15 protein-coding genes and 1 tRNA gene are annotated in these 15,873 nt (G+C 50.9%); 10 read left to right on the top strand and 6 right to left on the bottom strand.

All coding sequences use genetic code 11. The features are described from left to right. Window positions 1-18: 18 nt before the first annotated feature. The 4 genes from ACJHWT_RS17875 to hokA all read left to right on the top strand — a co-directional run bounded on the left by ACJHWT_RS17875 (window position 19) and on the right by hokA (window position 3,886). A complete protein-coding gene (locus ACJHWT_RS17875; protein ID WP_000980157.1) occupies window positions 19-327 on the top strand; it encodes a YsaB family lipoprotein in 309 nt (102 codons plus the stop codon). Window positions 328-421: 94 nt separating this feature from the next. After that, a complete protein-coding gene (gene glyQ / locus ACJHWT_RS17870) occupies window positions 422-1,333 on the top strand; it encodes a glycine--tRNA ligase subunit alpha (RefSeq protein ID WP_001168544.1) in 912 nt (303 codons plus the stop codon). Window positions 1,334-1,342: 9 nt separating this feature from the next. Beyond that, a complete protein-coding gene (gene glyS, locus ACJHWT_RS17865; RefSeq protein WP_001291790.1) occupies window positions 1,343-3,412 on the top strand; it encodes a glycine--tRNA ligase subunit beta in 2,070 nt (689 codons plus the stop codon). A 321-nt stretch (window positions 3,413-3,733) separates the two neighbouring features. After that, entirely contained in the window at window positions 3,734-3,886 is a 153-nt protein-coding gene (gene hokA / locus ACJHWT_RS17860; protein WP_001135743.1) for a type I toxin-antitoxin system toxin HokA, read from the top strand. 187 nt (window positions 3,887-4,073) lie between these two features. Here the strand turns inward: hokA and cspA are convergent, their stop codons facing one another. Beyond that, entirely contained in the window at window positions 4,074-4,286 is a 213-nt protein-coding gene (gene cspA, locus ACJHWT_RS17855) for an RNA chaperone/antiterminator CspA (protein ID WP_000014594.1), read from the bottom strand. Between the two features lie 280 nt (window positions 4,287-4,566). Then, on the bottom strand, window positions 4,567-4,857 hold the full coding sequence (locus tag ACJHWT_RS17850) for an HTH-type transcriptional regulator (RefSeq protein ID WP_000455798.1): 291 nt from the start codon (window positions 4,855-4,857) through the stop codon (window positions 4,567-4,569). Between the two features lie 433 nt (window positions 4,858-5,290). Between ACJHWT_RS17850 and ACJHWT_RS17845 the strand changes: the two genes are divergently transcribed. Beyond that, on the top strand, window positions 5,291-6,001 hold the full coding sequence (locus ACJHWT_RS17845; protein ID WP_000190516.1) for a DUF3053 domain-containing protein: 711 nt from the start codon (window positions 5,291-5,293) through the stop codon (window positions 5,999-6,001). A gap of 49 nt (window positions 6,002-6,050) precedes the next feature. On the opposite strand, the gene ghrB is transcribed toward ACJHWT_RS17845, so the two are convergent. Together ghrB and ACJHWT_RS17835 are read right to left on the bottom strand one after the other, a co-directional pair. Continuing rightward, window positions 6,051-7,025: a glyoxylate/hydroxypyruvate reductase GhrB gene (gene ghrB / locus ACJHWT_RS17840; RefSeq protein WP_000805008.1), complete on the bottom strand. Its 975-nt coding sequence runs from the start codon at window positions 7,023-7,025 to the stop codon at window positions 6,051-6,053. Window positions 7,026-7,128: 103 nt separating this feature from the next. Then, window positions 7,129-7,788 (bottom strand): OmpA family lipoprotein, encoded by a 660-nt coding sequence (locus ACJHWT_RS17835; RefSeq protein WP_000747625.1) that lies wholly within the window; start codon window positions 7,786-7,788, stop codon window positions 7,129-7,131. Window positions 7,789-7,940: 152 nt separating this feature from the next. Between ACJHWT_RS17835 and bisC the strand changes: the two genes are divergently transcribed. Then, entirely contained in the window at window positions 7,941-10,274 is a 2,334-nt protein-coding gene (bisC, locus tag ACJHWT_RS17830) for a biotin sulfoxide reductase (protein ID WP_000013981.1), read from the top strand. On the opposite strand, the gene ACJHWT_RS17825 is transcribed toward bisC, so the two are convergent. Both ACJHWT_RS17825 and tag read right to left on the bottom strand, forming a co-directional pair. Next, window positions 10,243-10,683 (bottom strand): N-acetyltransferase, encoded by a 441-nt coding sequence (locus tag ACJHWT_RS17825; protein WP_000617469.1) that lies wholly within the window; start codon window positions 10,681-10,683, stop codon window positions 10,243-10,245. The genes bisC and ACJHWT_RS17825 overlap by 32 nt on opposite strands. Next, window positions 10,680-11,243, bottom strand: a complete 564-nt coding sequence (tag, locus tag ACJHWT_RS17820) for a DNA-3-methyladenine glycosylase I (RefSeq protein WP_000438962.1) — start codon at window positions 11,241-11,243, stop codon at window positions 10,680-10,682. Before tag ends, ACJHWT_RS17825 begins: the two co-directional genes overlap by 4 nt. A 157-nt stretch (window positions 11,244-11,400) precedes the next feature. Here tag and ACJHWT_RS17815 point away from each other — a divergent pair, with 157 nt between their 5' ends. The 4 genes from ACJHWT_RS17815 to ACJHWT_RS17800 all read left to right on the top strand — a co-directional run bounded on the left by ACJHWT_RS17815 (window position 11,401) and on the right by ACJHWT_RS17800 (window position 15,719). Beyond that, a complete protein-coding gene (locus ACJHWT_RS17815) occupies window positions 11,401-12,099 on the top strand; it encodes an autotransporter outer membrane beta-barrel domain-containing protein (RefSeq protein ID WP_000584467.1) in 699 nt (232 codons plus the stop codon). 228 nt (window positions 12,100-12,327) lie between these two features. Continuing rightward, complete coding sequence (locus ACJHWT_RS17810; protein WP_000189022.1) at window positions 12,328-13,536, top strand: MFS transporter; 1,209 nt, start codon at window positions 12,328-12,330, stop codon at window positions 13,534-13,536. 323 nt (window positions 13,537-13,859) lie between these two features. Further along, the gene (gene eptB / locus ACJHWT_RS17805; RefSeq protein WP_001269195.1) at window positions 13,860-15,551 is read left to right on the top strand and encodes a kdo(2)-lipid A phosphoethanolamine 7''-transferase; all 1,692 of its coding nucleotides are present in this window, start codon (window positions 13,860-13,862) and stop codon (window positions 15,549-15,551) included. A gap of 91 nt (window positions 15,552-15,642) precedes the next feature. After that, window positions 15,643-15,719, top strand: a tRNA-Pro gene (locus tag ACJHWT_RS17800). The last annotated feature ends 154 nt before the right edge of the window (window positions 15,720-15,873 follow it).

Below are 15,873 nucleotides of genomic sequence, written 5' to 3'. Positions count from 1 at the left end.
AAACCAGACGGTAATTTAATGATGATGAACTCTTTCTTTCCGGCAATGGCGCTTATGGTGCTTATGGCGCTAGTGGGTTGTTCTACACCGCCACCCGTGCAGAAAGCACAACGGGTAAAGGTTGATCCTCTGCGTTCGTTGAATATGGAAGCGTTATGCAAGGATCAGGCGGCGAAACGTTATAACACCGGCGAGCAAAAAATCGACGTCACCGCATTTGAACAGTTCCAGGGAAGCTACGAAATGCGCGGTTATACCTTCCGTAAAGAGCAGTTTGTCTGTTCTTTTGACGCAGATGGCCATTTTTTGCATCTTTCCATGCGTTAAGCCCTGCTTTTTCCCGTTTCGTACTGTATATCTTCCATCCAGCGGGTATACTGATCCCTTCCTTTAAATCCACACGTATCCAGCACGAAATAATATGCAAAAGTTTGATACCAGGACCTTCCAGGGCTTGATCCTGACCTTACAGGATTACTGGGCTCGCCAGGGCTGCACCATTGTTCAACCATTGGACATGGAAGTCGGCGCGGGAACCTCTCACCCAATGACCTGTCTGCGCGCGCTGGGGCCAGAACCGATGGCGGCTGCTTATGTTCAGCCTTCTCGTCGCCCGACCGATGGTCGCTACGGCGAAAACCCCAACCGTTTACAGCACTACTATCAGTTCCAGGTGGTCATTAAGCCATCGCCGGACAATATTCAGGAGCTGTACCTTGGTTCTCTGAAAGAGCTGGGCATGGACCCGACCATCCACGACATCCGTTTCGTGGAAGATAACTGGGAAAACCCGACGCTGGGTGCCTGGGGGCTGGGCTGGGAAGTGTGGCTGAACGGCATGGAAGTGACGCAGTTCACTTACTTCCAGCAGGTTGGTGGTCTGGAGTGTAAACCGGTTACCGGCGAGATCACCTACGGTCTGGAACGTCTGGCAATGTACATTCAGGGCGTAGACAGCGTTTACGACCTGGTCTGGAGCGACGGCCCGCTGGGTAAAACCACCTATGGCGACGTGTTCCATCAGAACGAAGTGGAGCAGTCCACTTACAACTTCGAATACGCGGATGTGGACTTCCTGTTCACCTGCTTTGAGCAGTACGAGAAAGAAGCGCAGCAGCTGCTGGCGCTGGAAAATCCGCTGCCGCTGCCAGCCTACGAGCGTATTCTGAAAGCCGCCCACAGCTTCAACCTGCTGGATGCGCGTAAAGCCATCTCCGTCACCGAGCGTCAGCGCTATATTCTGCGCATTCGCACCCTGACCAAAGCAGTGGCAGAAGCATACTACGCTTCCCGTGAAGCCCTCGGCTTCCCGATGTGCAACAAAGATAAGTAAGAGGCGGCTATGTCTGAGAAAACTTTTCTGGTGGAAATCGGCACTGAAGAGCTGCCACCAAAAGCACTGCGCAGCCTGGCTGAGTCCTTTGCTGCGAACTTTACTGCGGAGCTGGATAACGCTGGCCTCGCACACGGCACCGTTCAATGGTTTGCTGCTCCGCGTCGTCTGGCGCTTAAAGTAGCTAACCTGGCGGAAGCGCAACCGGATCGTGAAATCGAAAAACGCGGCCCGGCGATTGCCCAGGCGTTCGACGCTGAAGGCAAACCGAGCAAAGCGGCAGAAGGCTGGGCGCGTGGTTGCGGTATTACCGTTGACCAGGCTGAGCGTCTGACTACCGATAAAGGCGAATGGCTGCTGTATCGCGCCCACGTGAAGGGCGAAAGCACTGAAGCACTGCTGCCGAATATGGTTGCGACTTCGCTGGCGAAACTGCCGATCCCGAAACTGATGCGTTGGGGTGCAAGCGACGTGCACTTCGTGCGTCCGGTGCACACCGTGACCCTGCTGCTGGGCGACAAAGTTATTCCGGCTACCATTCTGGGCATTCAGTCCGATCGCGTGATTCGCGGCCACCGCTTTATGGGCGAGCCGGAATTCACTATCGACAATGCTGATCAGTATCCGGAAATTCTGCGTGAGCGCGGGAAAGTCATCGCCGATTACGAAGAACGTAAGGCGAAGATTAAAGCCGATGCCGAAGAAGCGGCGCGTAAGATTGGCGGTAACGCTGACTTAAGCGAAAGCCTGTTGGAAGAAGTCGCTTCGCTGGTGGAATGGCCGGTTGTGCTGACCGCAAAATTCGAAGAGAAATTCCTCGCGGTGCCGTCTGAAGCGCTGGTTTACACCATGAAAGGTGACCAGAAATACTTCCCGGTGTATGCGAACGACGGCAAACTGCTGCCGAACTTTATCTTCGTTGCCAACATCGAATCGAAAGATCCGCAGCAAATTATCTCTGGTAACGAGAAAGTCGTTCGTCCACGTCTGGCGGATGCCGAGTTCTTCTTCAACACCGACCGTAAAAAACGTCTGGAAGATAACCTGCCGCGCCTGCAAACCGTGCTGTTCCAGCAACAGCTGGGTACGCTGCGTGACAAGACTGACCGCATCCAGGCGCTGGCTGGCTGGATTGCTGAACAGATTGGCGCTGACGTTAACCACGCTACCCGTGCGGGCCTGCTGTCCAAGTGCGACCTGATGACCAACATGGTCTTCGAGTTCACCGACACCCAGGGCGTTATGGGGATGCACTACGCGCGTCACGATGGCGAAGCGGAAGATGTTGCCGTGGCGCTGAACGAGCAGTATCAGCCGCGCTTTGCCGGTGATGACCTGCCGTCTAACCCGGTAGCCTGTGCGCTGGCGATTGCTGACAAGATGGATACTCTGGCGGGTATCTTCGGTATCGGCCAGCATCCGAAAGGCGACAAAGACCCGTTTGCGTTGCGTCGTGCCGCACTTGGCGTGCTGCGTATTATCGTTGAGAAGAACCTCAACCTTGATCTGCAAACGCTGACCGAAGAAGCGGTGCGTCTGTATGGCGATAAGCTGACTAATACCAACGTAGTTGATGATGTTATCGACTTTATGCTCGGTCGCTTCCGCGCCTGGTATCAGGACGAAGGTTACACCGTTGATACCATCCAGGCGGTACTGGCGCGTCGTCCGACTCGTCCGGCAGATTTCGATGCCCGTATGAAGGCGGTATCGCACTTCCGTACTCTGGATGCGGCAGCGTCACTGGCGGCGGCAAACAAGCGTGTATCTAACATTCTGGCGAAGTCTGACGAAGTGCTGAGCGATCGCGTGAATGCTTCTACTCTGAAAGAGCCGGAAGAAATTAAACTGGCGATGCAAGTTGTGGTGCTGCGCGACAAGCTGGAGCCGTACTTCGCTGAAGGTCGTTACCAGGACGCGCTGGTCGAACTGGCTGAATTGCGTGAACCGGTTGATGCCTTCTTCGATAAAGTGATGGTCATGGTTGATGACAAAGAATTGCGAATCAACCGTCTTACCATGCTGGAGAAACTGCGCGAATTATTCCTGCGCGTTGCGGATATTTCGCTGTTACAGTAATAACGCCGTTATTAAAAAGCCTGCCATCTGGCAGGCTTTTTTATCGCTAAATAATAGAGCAACCTTTAATAATCTTCTGCTGAATAAAGATTGTCTCATATATTAATTTTATGAGATTTTTTTAGGATTATATCAAGGAGAAGAAACGAACTTATTAAGCTAGAATAGCTGTGGGTGCTTGAGACTGTTTGTCTCAGGTATTCACCGAAAGGCAGACAGAGAAAAGCCCCACCTGACTATAAATCAAAGTGAGGCTACCCTATGCCTGAACACCATAAGGTTAGCCTCTTACTCGTTGGAAATCAACACAGGAGGCTGGGAATGCCGCAGAAATATAGATTGCTTTCTTTAATAGTGATTTGTTTCACGCTTTTATTTTTTACCTGGATGGTAAGAGATTCACTGTGTGAATTGCATATTAAACAGGGAAGTTATGAGCTGGCGGCATTTTTAGCCTGCAATTTGAAAGAGTAAGAGACTTTGGCGGGAAGTTATTCCCGCCTTTCTTACGGCGTTGCGCATTCTCATTGCACCCAAATTTATTCTTCACAAAAATAACACTAGATTCTATTACGCGATCGATTATTTATTTCCTGAAAAACAAATAAAAAAATCCCCGCCAAATGGCAGGGATCTTAGATTCTGTGCTTTTAAGCAGAGATTACAGGCTGGTTACGTTACCAGCTGCCGGGCCTTTAGCGCCGCTTTCGATGGTGAAGGACACTTTCTGACCTTCGTCCAGAGATTTGTAACCATCGTTCTGGATAGCAGAGAAGTGTACGAACACGTCTTTAGAGCCATCGTCAGGAGTGATGAAGCCGAAGCCTTTGTCAGCGTTGAACCATTTTACGATACCAGTCATTTTACCGGACATAGTGTATTACCTTTAATAATTAAGTGTGCCTTTCGGCGATATGGCGTGCTTTACAGATTTTGAAGCGTTAAAGGAATGTGCACTACGAGGGGTATCAACGATAACTCTTGAAGGGACTTGCCTTACTACACTGCTTTAATGGTCTGTACGTCAAACCGTTGATGTGCATTAAGCCACGCATTGGCGGGTGATGCAACAATTATTTTTCATATTTATGATTAATCGGTTGGAAAACGGTCCTGTCATCAGGACCGTAAACAGCAATAAAGTGGATAAAAGTCTATTCCATCAACTGCTTACTTAATGCCGGGTTGGCTTGAATCAAACGCATCAATTTTAGTTCGGCACTTGAAGGCTTCACGCGTCTGGATTCCCATTCCTTTACCATGGCGACTGATACGCCCAAAACCCGGGCGAAATCATCGATTTTTAACCCTGTCCCTTTTCGTAACTGCTCAATTTCGGTACAGGACGTTGTTCTGTGCGTCAGGGTAATTTTCTGCGTTTCATCTTTAAAAACAATCTGTTCCAGGCTGCTCAACAGCTCATGCATTGGATCTTTATATTCCATTGAAAACTCCTCAAATCACACTGCGGGATCGTGAATTGCATCGAAGCTCATTAAGAATAGTCGGGAAAAACAGACATAGCGGGGTGTAGTCAGGGCATGCTCTGGCTATGATTCGATTCAGCCAGTCATTTAGCGTGACTTATAGCCACCTAACGATCTGATAAATGCCGATATATCTCTTACCACTCCCGGTTTGTAAAGATTTCGAAAATCTAACGTTCTGCGAAGGCGTAAATCTCAGGCTACAAAAAAAGCAACGGCACTATCATTTTTTAACAATGAAACAACAAATTGACCTTGTTTCATTTTCTCCATGATTTTACCAGGAAGATTACGTAGAAAGGGTATCCTGCAAGCCTGTCCTGGACTATCCTTGTCACGTCAGACACGCGTGTGTCGTTGTGCGCTTTTTTTGGGTGAAAGGAGTAAGAAAATGGCGACAGGAAAGTCCTGCTCTCGCTGGTTTGCGCCTCTTGCGGCGTTATTAATGGTAGTTAGCCTGAGTGGGTGTTTTGATAAAGAAGGCGATCAGCGTAAAGCGTTTATCGACTTCCTGCAGAATACAGTGATGCGTAGCGGTGAACGTCTACCAACCCTGACTGCCGATCAGAAAAAACAGTTTGGTCCTTTTGTCTCTGATTACGCGATTCTGTATGGTTATTCTCAGCAGGTGAATCAGGCGATGGATTCCGGTCTGCGCCCGGTTGTAGACAGCGTTAACGCAATTCGCGTACCGCAGGATTACGTTACGCAAAGCGGCCCACTGCGTGAAATGAACGGTTCTCTGGGCGTACTGGCGCAACAGCTGCAAAATGCGAAGTTGCAGGCCGATGCTGCGCACTCTGCGCTAAAACAGAGCGATGACCTGAAACCGGTCTTCGATCAGGCATTCACCAAAGTGGTAACGACGCCAGCTGATGCGTTGCAACCGTTGATTCCGGCGGCACAAACTTTCACGCAACAACTGGTGATGGTTGGAGACTACATTGCTCAGCAAGGTACTCAGGTGAGCTTTGTCGCAAATGGCATCCAGTTCCCGACTTCGCAGCAGGCAAGTGAATATAACAAACTGATTGCGCCATTACCGGCACAACATCAGGCGTTTAATCAGGCCTGGACTACAGCAGTTACTGCAACCCAATAAAGAGTAAAAGCCCGAGCGATTATCGGGCTTTACTCCACGCAGTCGCGGCTTAGTCCGCGACGTGCGGATTCACACAGTTCTTCTCAACCTTTCCTTGTAACGCATCAATCAAGTTATCCACGGCACAGGCGGCCATGCCATAACGCGTCTCATGAGTGGCAGATCCAATATGCGGTACTGCGACGACGTTGGCCATTGAGAGCAACGGCGAATCTACTGACAGTGGCTCTTGTTCGAAGACATCCAGCCCGGCAGCGTGAATTTCCCCTTTCTGCAATGCAGCAATCAGTGCATTTTCATCAACCACCGGGCCACGTCCGGCATTAATGAAAATGGCGGAGGATTTCATTTTGGCGAATTGTTCTGCGCCAAATAGATGATACGTCTCATCAGTTAACGGCAGGATCAGGCAAACGAAATCTGACTCTTGTAACAGTGTATCCAAATCGCAGTAGCGGGCGTTGAAGCGTTCTTCTGCTTCTTTATGGTGGCGGCGCGCGTTATAGAGGATGGGCATGTTGAAGCCAAAGTGCGCACGTTGTGCCAGCGCCATGCCGATCCGTCCCATCCCGACAATGCCCAGTGTTTTATGGTGAACGTCAGTGCCGTACCAGTCCGGGCCTATGCTCGCGGTCCATTCGCCTGCTTTTACTCGTTCTGCTACCTCCACAACCCGACGAGCGGTAGACAATACCAGCGCCATCAGCGTATCGGCGACGGTTTCTGTTAATACGGTTGGCGTGTGCATCAGCAGAATTTTTCGGGCGGTAAGCGCATCGACATCAAAATTGTCATAGCCTACGGAGATCGTTGATGTGGCACGCAGTTTCGGCATTTTTTCCAGCAATGCGGCATCAACATTCTCGTTTGAACCCAGTAAACCTTCAGCTTCGGCAAGAATTGCTGCATTTTGTTCGATGGTTTGTGGGCTGAGGTTTGCCACCTGGTGAACGGTGAAATGTTCTTGCAGGCGTTGCAGTAAATCATCAGGTAAGGCTTTGTAGAGGATAACGGACGGCTTCATGCTTCTCTCCATTCACTGATAAGGCGATCACCTTAGCCTGAAATATGATGAAGGAAAACTGAAGAATGCCAGGTGATTTCTGCATCACCTGACATGAAAGGGATTACAGTGGGCTTAAGGTAATTTCTACACGGCGGTTTTGCGCCTTACCTTCTGCGGTGCTGTTGCTGGCGATTGGGTTAGCCGGGCCAAGGCCCTGAGTACGGATGCGGCTGGCGTCCACGCCCTGGGTGATCAACGCGCTGGCAACGGAATCCGCACGCTGCTGGGAGAGACGCATGTTCAGGTCGTGACCCCCCGTGCTGTCGGTATAACCAATCACGTTAACCGCCGTTTTCGGATACTCTTTCAGTACCATTGCCACGCCGGTCAGGGTGTTAGCGCCCGCCGGTTTCAGGGTTGCGCTGCTGCTGTCGAAGGTCACATTGTTCGGCATATTGAGGATAATGTTATCCCCGCTGCGGGTTACGCTAACACCAGTGCCGCGCATTTTGTCACGCAGCTTCGCTTCCTGCACATCCATGTAATAACCAACGCCGCCGCCCAGAGCTGCGCCTGCTGCTGCGCCAATCAGCGCGCCTTTACCGCGATCTTTCTTCGAAGAAGAGAGCGCACCAATACCCGCGCCAACGAGAGAGCCCAGACCTGCGCCGATAGCAGATTTACCTGCTTCGCGTTCGCCGGTGTAAGGGTTAGTTGTACAGCCAGATACCGCCAGAGCGCCACTCACTACGGCGGCAATAAGATAAACACGTTTCTTCATTGTTAATCCTTAATAACCTTTTTATTCTTTGCCACGGGTTCTGTGGCGGGAGATTATGCCGCGTGAACATGAAGATTATTCCTGGGAATACTCGGAAATTTGTAAGTAATATTTAACTGCTCAATACATCTAACCTTTCAGGAGTCTTCGGTTTGGCCAACTCATCCTCACGATATTCCGTTCTGACTGCCGCCCACTGGGGGCCTATGCTGGTTGAAACCGACGGCGAAACCGTGTTTAGCTCGCGTGGCGCGTTAGCCACAGGAATGGAAAACTCCTTGCAGAGCGCGGTTCGCGACCAGGTTCACAGCAATACGCGGGTGCGATTTCCAATGGTGCGCAAAGGCTTTCTTGCGTCACCGGAAAATCCGCAAGGCATTCGTGGGCAGGATGAATTTGTTCGCGTGAGTTGGGATGAGGCGCTGGAGCTTATTCACCATCAACATAAACGCATTCGTGAGGCTTATGGTCCGGCATCGATTTTTGCTGGTTCCTACGGCTGGCGTTCAAACGGCGTGCTGCATAAGGCCTCGACATTATTACAACGCTATATGGCGCTGGCAGGCGGTTATACCGGGCATCTGGGGGATTATTCGACCGGCGCGGCACAGGCGATCATGCCGTATGTCGTGGGTGGCAGCGAAGTTTATCAACAGCAAACCAGTTGGCCGCTGGTGCTGGAACATAGCGATGTCGTGGTGCTGTGGAGTGCTAATCCACTCAATACGCTGAAAATTGCGTGGAATGCATCCGATGAGCAGGGGCTTTCTTACTTTTCCGCACTGCGTGACAGCGGGAAAAAGCTGATCTGCATTGATCCAATGCGATCGGAAACCGTCGATTTCTTTGGCGATAAAATGGAGTGGGTGGCACCGCACATGGGCACCGATGTTGCGCTGATGCTGGGGATCGCCCATACGCTGGTGGAAAATGGTTGGCACGACGAAGCGTTTCTGACGCGTTGCACCACAGGTTATGACGTCTTCGCCTCTTATTTGCTGGGCGAGAGTGACGGAATAGCGAAAACCGCCGAGTGGGCGGCAGAGATTTGTGGGGTTAACGCAGAGAAAATCCGCGAACTGGCGGCTATTTTCCACCAAAACACCACCATGCTGATGGCTGGCTGGGGAATGCAGCGCCAACAGTTTGGTGAACAAAAACACTGGATGATCGTCACGCTGGCGGCAATGTTGGGGCAAATCGGCACACCCGGCGGCGGTTTTGGTCTTTCTTACCATTTTGCCAATGGTGGTAACCCCACGCGCCGCGCTGCGGTGCTCTCTTCCATGCAGGGCAGCTTGCCGGGTGGCTGCGATGCGGTAGATAAAATCCCTGTTGCCCGCATTGTTGAAGCACTGGAAAACCCTGGTGGCGCATATCAACACAACGGTATGGACCGACATTTCCCGGATATTCGTTTTATCTGGTGGGCGGGCGGTGCCAACTTTACTCATCATCAGGATACCAATCGCCTGATCCGTGCCTGGCAAAAACCGGAGCTGGTGGTGATCTCTGAATGCTTCTGGACGGCTGCGGCGAAACACGCGGATATCGTTCTGCCTGCGACCACTTCGTTTGAGCGTATTGATCTCACCATGACCGGCGATTACAGTAATCAGCATCTGGTGCCGATGAAGCAAGTGGTGCCTCCACGTTATGAAGCGCGTAATGATTTTGATGTCTTTGCCGAGTTGAGTGAACGTTGGGAGAAGGGCGGCTATGCGCGGTTTACGGAAGGAAAAAGTGAGCTGCAATGGCTGGAAACGTTTTATAACGTTGCCCGGCAGCGCGGGGCAAGCCAGCAGGTTGAATTGCCGCCATTTGCTGAGTTCTGGGAAGCCAACCAGTTAATTGAGATGCCGGAAAACCCGGACAGTGAGCGGTTTATTCGCTTCGCCGATTTTCGCCGCGATCCGCAGGCGCATCCATTAAAAACCGCCAGCGGTAAGATTGAAATCTTCTCGCAGCGTATTGCCGATTATGGTTACCCGGATTGCCCTGGGCATCCGATGTGGCTGGAGCCGGATGAGTGGCAGGGCAATGCCGAACCAGAACAGTTGCAGGTACTTTCTGCCCATCCGGCGCACCGCCTGCACAGCCAACTGAATTACAGCTCTCTGCGCGAATTATACGCGGTGGCAAATCGTGAGCCTGTCACCATTCATCCTGACGATGCCCAGGCGCGCGGCATACAAGATGGCGATATTGTTCGGTTGTGGAACGCACGCGGGCAAATTCTTGCCGGAGCGGTCATTAGCGAGGGAATTAAACCTGGCGTGATTTGTATTCATGAAGGGGCATGGCCGGATCTGGATTTAACCGCTGACGGTATTTGTAAAAACGGCGCGGTGAACGTTCTGACCAAAGATCTCCCCAGCTCGCGGCTGGGGAATGGCTGTGCGGGTAATACGGCGCTGGCATGGCTGGAAAAATACAACGGTCCGGAACTGACACTTACAGCGTTTGAACCACCGGCCAGCTCATAATCCAGGTGGGTAGTTGGGTTTCATCCTGCCATGCGCAGTCGACAATGTGAAAACCCTGCGCATGGTAGAAATCTATCGCCGGTTGATTTTTTTGATAAACCTCCAGCAACAGATGGGGATGGCGCTGCTGCACATACTGCATTAGCGCCTTACCAATACCGCGTCTGACGGCCTTCGGTGCGACAAACATTGCTGCGAGGAATCGGCCTTCCATAATGCTGACAAAACCGAGAAGCTTACCGTCTTCTTCCCAGACCCAGTTTTGCGCGTTGGCAAGATAGGCATCCCGCACCAGCGGAATGCAATCACGCCAGTAATTCGCTTTTATAAAGGGATGCCCCCAGGTTGTACTTTCCAGCCACAGTTCGAGGATCGCGGGGAGTTCTGAACGTTGCGCTTCCCGAATCATGGTTTATTTCCCGGATAGCAACAGCAGCCAACCACATGATCATTCACCAGCCCACATGCCTGCATAAAGGAGTAACAGATTGTGGTACCAACAAACTTAAAACCACGCTTTTTCAGGGCTTTAGATAGAGCGTCGGAGGCGGGCGTAGATGTAGGGATTTCGCTCAACGTTGTGGCTTGTGTCACCTGTGGTTGATGATTGACAAACGACCAGACAAAGTCGGCAAACGGTTCGCCGTTCTGTTCCATTTGCAGGTACGCCCGCGCATTACCAATAATTGCCTGAATTTTCCCGCGATGGCGGATAATCCCGGCGTCCTGTACCAGTCTTTCGACATCCTCTTCCTGCATTGCAGCCACCTTCACCGGATCGAACTGATGAAAGCTGGCGCGATAGTTTTCGCGTTTTTTGAGGACGGTGATCCACGATAATCCAGCCTGCTGCCCTTCAAGGCAGATCATTTCGAACAGTTTTTTACTGTCAGTTTCAGGCACGCCCCACTCATTATCATGGTAGGCAATATAAAGCGGGTCCTGACTCACCCAGCCGCAACGTTCCATACTTTCCCTCGCTATGTACCCGATCGTAAAAATTTCAGCCGCTTTTCTTGACGCATCGGTGAAAAAGTCAATATTTAATACAGGGCTACTATGCCCGATATCCTTCATACAATGACAATAATATTGCCGAATTCGGCTCTTCCCTGGAGTCGTGTTAATGATCATAAAAAAAAGCGGTGGTCGCTGGCAGCTAAGCCTGCTGGCGAGTGTGGTAATCAGTGCCTTTTTTCTCAACACAGCTTACGCCTGGCAACAAGAATATATCGTTGATACGCAACCCGGACATTCCACAGAGCGTTACACCTGGGATAGCGATCATCAACCTGATTACAACGATATTTTGTCGCAACGTATTCAAAGTAGCCAAAGGGCGCTGGGACTGGAAGTCAATCTGGCGGAAGAAACTCCTGTGGATGTGACCAGCAGTATGAGTATGGGCTGGAATTTTCCTTTATATGAGCAGGTTACAACCGGCCCGGTCGCGGCATTACATTACGATGGCACAACCACCTCGATGTATAACGAGTTTGGCGACAGTACTACCACGCTGGCCGATCCGTTATGGCATGCCAGCGTGAGTACCTTAGGCTGGCGTGTTGACTCCCGGCTTGGCGATCTCCGACCCTGGGCGCAAATCAGCTATAACCAGCAATTTGGCGAGAATATCTGGAAGGCGCAATCAGGCCTGAGCCGGATGACGGCGACAAACCAGAACGGCAACTGGCTGGATGTCACCGTAGGCGCTGATATGTTGCTCAATCAAAATATTGCCGCCTATGCGGCGCTATCTCAGGCAGAAAATACCACTAACAATAGCGACTATCTGTATACGATGGGGGTTAGTGCCAGATTTTAACGTAACAGTCACAATTAAAACCATTGAGTAACAATAGTTGTGGTGATAGTGGGTGCTAACTTACTAAATAATAAATTTGGTGAATAATTGTCGAGTCATTCATTCCTGAACTAATGCATTTCATTCCGTTCTGATGGCATTTCATGCCGTTTTTCCCCAGGCATAAAGTGCACTTCGTTATGGTTGTCAGCAGAGATTTTTCCTTTTTATTACTGCAGGAATACTGCCATGACACCTTCAAATTATCAGCGTACCCGCTGGTTGACACTCATCGGTACTATCATTACCCAGTTTGCGCTGGGGTCGGTTTATACCTGGAGCCTGTTTAACGGCGCGCTTTCTGCCAAGCTGGATGCGCCGGTAAGCCAGGTCGCTTTCTCTTTCGGCTTGTTAAGTCTGGGGCTGGCAATTTCATCTTCTGTTGCGGGGAAATTACAGGAACGTTTTGGCGTTAAACGCGTCACTATGGCTTCCGGCATTTTGCTGGGATTAGGCTTCTTCCTGACAGCGCATTCTGACAACCTGATGATGCTGTGGTTAAGCGCCGGTGTGCTGGTCGGTCTGGCGGATGGCGCGGGTTACCTGCTGACGCTCTCTAACTGCGTGAAGTGGTTCCCGGAGCGTAAAGGTCTGATCTCCGCGTTCGCTATCGGTTCTTATGGTCTGGGTAGCCTGGGTTTCAAATTTATCGACACGCAGCTGCTCGAAACGGTGGGTCTGGAAAAAACTTTTGTGATTTGGGGAGCGATTGCGCTGGTGATGATTGTTTTCGGCGCAACGTTAATGAAAGACGCACCAAAACAGGAAGTGAAAACCAGCAATGGTGTCGTGGAGAAAGATTACACGCTGGCAGAGTCGATGCGTAAACCGCAGTACTGGATGTTAGCGGTAATGTTCCTGACTGCCTGCATGAGCGGCCTGTACGTGATTGGGGTAGCGAAAGATATCGCCCAAAGTCTGGCACACCTTGATGTGGTTTCCGCAGCCAATGCAGTCACTGTTATTTCCATCGCCAACCTTTCAGGTCGTCTGGTTCTGGGGATACTGTCTGACAAAATCGCCCGAATCCGTGTTATCACCATTGGTCAGGTGATTTCGCTGGTGGGTATGGCGGCCCTGCTGTTTGCACCATTGAATGCAGTGACGTTCTTTGCAGCGATTGCCTGCGTGGCGTTTAACTTTGGCGGCACTATCACGGTGTTCCCGTCACTGGTCAGTGAGTTCTTCGGCCTCAATAACCTGGCGAAAAACTACGGTGTGATTTATCTCGGTTTCGGTATCGGCAGCATTTGTGGGTCGATTATCGCCTCACTGTTTGGCGGCTTCTATGTGACCTTCTACGTGATTTTCGCCCTGCTGATTCTGTCACTGGCGCTCTCTACGACGATTCGTCAGCCAGAGCAGAAAATGTTGCGTGAGGCGCATGGCTCCCTTTAATCATCTGCCGCGAGCTACTGGGCTTTAGCCTTAGTGTGAATCAAACGCTTCAACGCAATGTATAAACAATGACGCGTAAAATTTGGGCCAGTTAACTGGCCCTTTTTACTGCTTTTTGTAACGCTAAAGTCTCTTTTCAAACTTGCATTTTTGTAAATTTGTGCTTCGTGCACACTCTTTCCCCACACTTTTTCCCTTTGCTGTGGTCTACTTATTCGCGCGTGTAGATTTTACTTATCTGACTACCTCCGCACTTTTCCCCTGCCTGGCCTGAAAAGCCATTAAGCAGGGTGTTATCACCTGTTTGTCCAGGGTTTGTTTGCATGAGATACATCAAATCGATTACACAGCAGAAGCTGAGCTTTTTGCTTGCAATCTATATTGGCCTTTTTATGAATGGCGCGGTTTTTTACCGCCGCTTCGGCAGCTATGCGCACGATTTTACCGTCTGGAAAGGCATTTCTGCTGTTGTTGAACTGGCCGCCACCGTACTGGTGACCTTCTTTTTACTACGTCTTCTTTCGCTGTTTGGCCGCCGTAGCTGGCGTATTCTGGCGTCGCTGGTGGTGCTCTTTTCCGCAGGTGCCAGCTATTACATGACCTTCCTTAATGTGGTCATTGGTTATGGCATCATCGCTTCCGTCATGACCACCGATATCGACCTGTCAAAAGAAGTTGTTGGTCTGAACTTTATTCTCTGGTTAATCGCCGTAAGTGCATTGCCTCTTATCCTTATCTGGAATAACCGCTGTCGTTACACCTTGCTCCGACAGCTGCGAACCCCTGGACAGCGTATTCGCAGCCTGGCGGTCGTCGTGCTAGCTGGTATTATGGTTTGGGCACCGATTCGTTTGCTGGATATCCAGCAGAAGAAAGTGGAGAGGGCGACCGGTGTTGATTTGCCAAGCTATGGCGGCGTCGTAGCGAACTCTTATCTGCCATCAAACTGGCTTTCGGCATTGGGGCTGTATGCCTGGGCGCGGGTCGATGAATCTTCCGATAACAATTCATTGCTTAATCCGGCGAAGAAATTCACTTATCAGGCACCGCAAAACGTTGATGACACTTATGTCGTGTTTATCATCGGTGAAACTACGCGTTGGGACCATATGGGCATTTTCGGCTATGAGCGTAATACCACGCCGAAGCTGGCCCAGGAGAAAAATCTGGCGGCGTTCCGTGGCTATTCTTGTGACACGGCGACCAAACTTTCTCTGCGTTGCATGTTTGTACGAGAGGGTGGAGCGGAAGATAATCCGCAGCGCACATTAAAAGAACAGAACATTTTCGCGGTGCTGAAGCAGTTAGGATTCAGTTCTGACCTCTACGCTATGCAGAGCGAAATGTGGTTCTACAGCAACACGATGGCGGACAACATTGCTTATCGTGAGCAGATTGGTGCGGAGCCACGTAACCGTGGCAAGCCGGTAGATGATATGTTGCTGGTAGACGAAATGCAGCAATCGCTGGGGCGCAACCCGGATGGCAAGCATCTGATCATTTTGCATACCAAAGGTTCGCACTTTAACTACACCCAGCGTTACCCGCGCAGCTTTGCGCAGTGGAAGCCGGAATGTATTGGTGTTGATAGCGGCTGTACCAAAGCGCAGATGATCAACTCCTATGACAACTCGGTGACCTATGTGGATCACTTTATCTCCAGCGTGATTGATCAGGTTCGCGATAAGAAAGCGATTGTGTTCTACGCAGCTGACCACGGTGAGTCAATTAACGAACGCGAGCACCTGCACGGCACGCCGCGTGAACTGGCACCGCCGGAACAGTTCCGTGTGCCGATGATGGTCTGGATGTCGGATAAATATCTGGAAAATCCGGTCAATGCGCAGGCATTTGCGCAGCTGAAAAAAGAAGCCGACATGAAAGTGCCACGCCGTCACGTAGAGCTGTACGACACCATTATGGGGTGTCTTGGCTATACTTCACCTGATGGTGGAATTAACGAAAACAACAACTGGTGTCACATCCCGCAGGCAAAAGAGGCAGCGGCTAACTAAGCGGCCTGCTGACTTTCTCGCCGATCAAAAGGCATTTTGCTATTAAGGGATTGACGAGGGCGTATCTGCGCAGTAAGATGCGCCCCGCATTCGGTGATTGGCGCAGCCTGGTAGCGCACTTCGTTCGGGACGAAGGGGTCGGAGGTTCGAATCCTCTATCACCGACCAAATTCGAAAAGCCTGCTCAGCGAGCAGGCTTTTTTGCATTTGTTGACCCGTCCTGAATAGCGTTGACACGTTCCTGACTTAAATCCGGAGAACGTGATGATGACTGAGTTCAAACGCACCCAACGTGATTATCCTCTATCCTTTAAAATAGCTG

Source organism: Escherichia sp. WS338 (genome assembly GCF_046486405.1).
Lineage (GTDB): Bacteria > Pseudomonadota > Gammaproteobacteria > Enterobacterales > Enterobacteriaceae > Escherichia > Escherichia coli.
The sequence above is the reverse complement of the archived record's forward strand: the minus strand, read 5'-3'. Positions and strand labels throughout refer to the sequence as shown.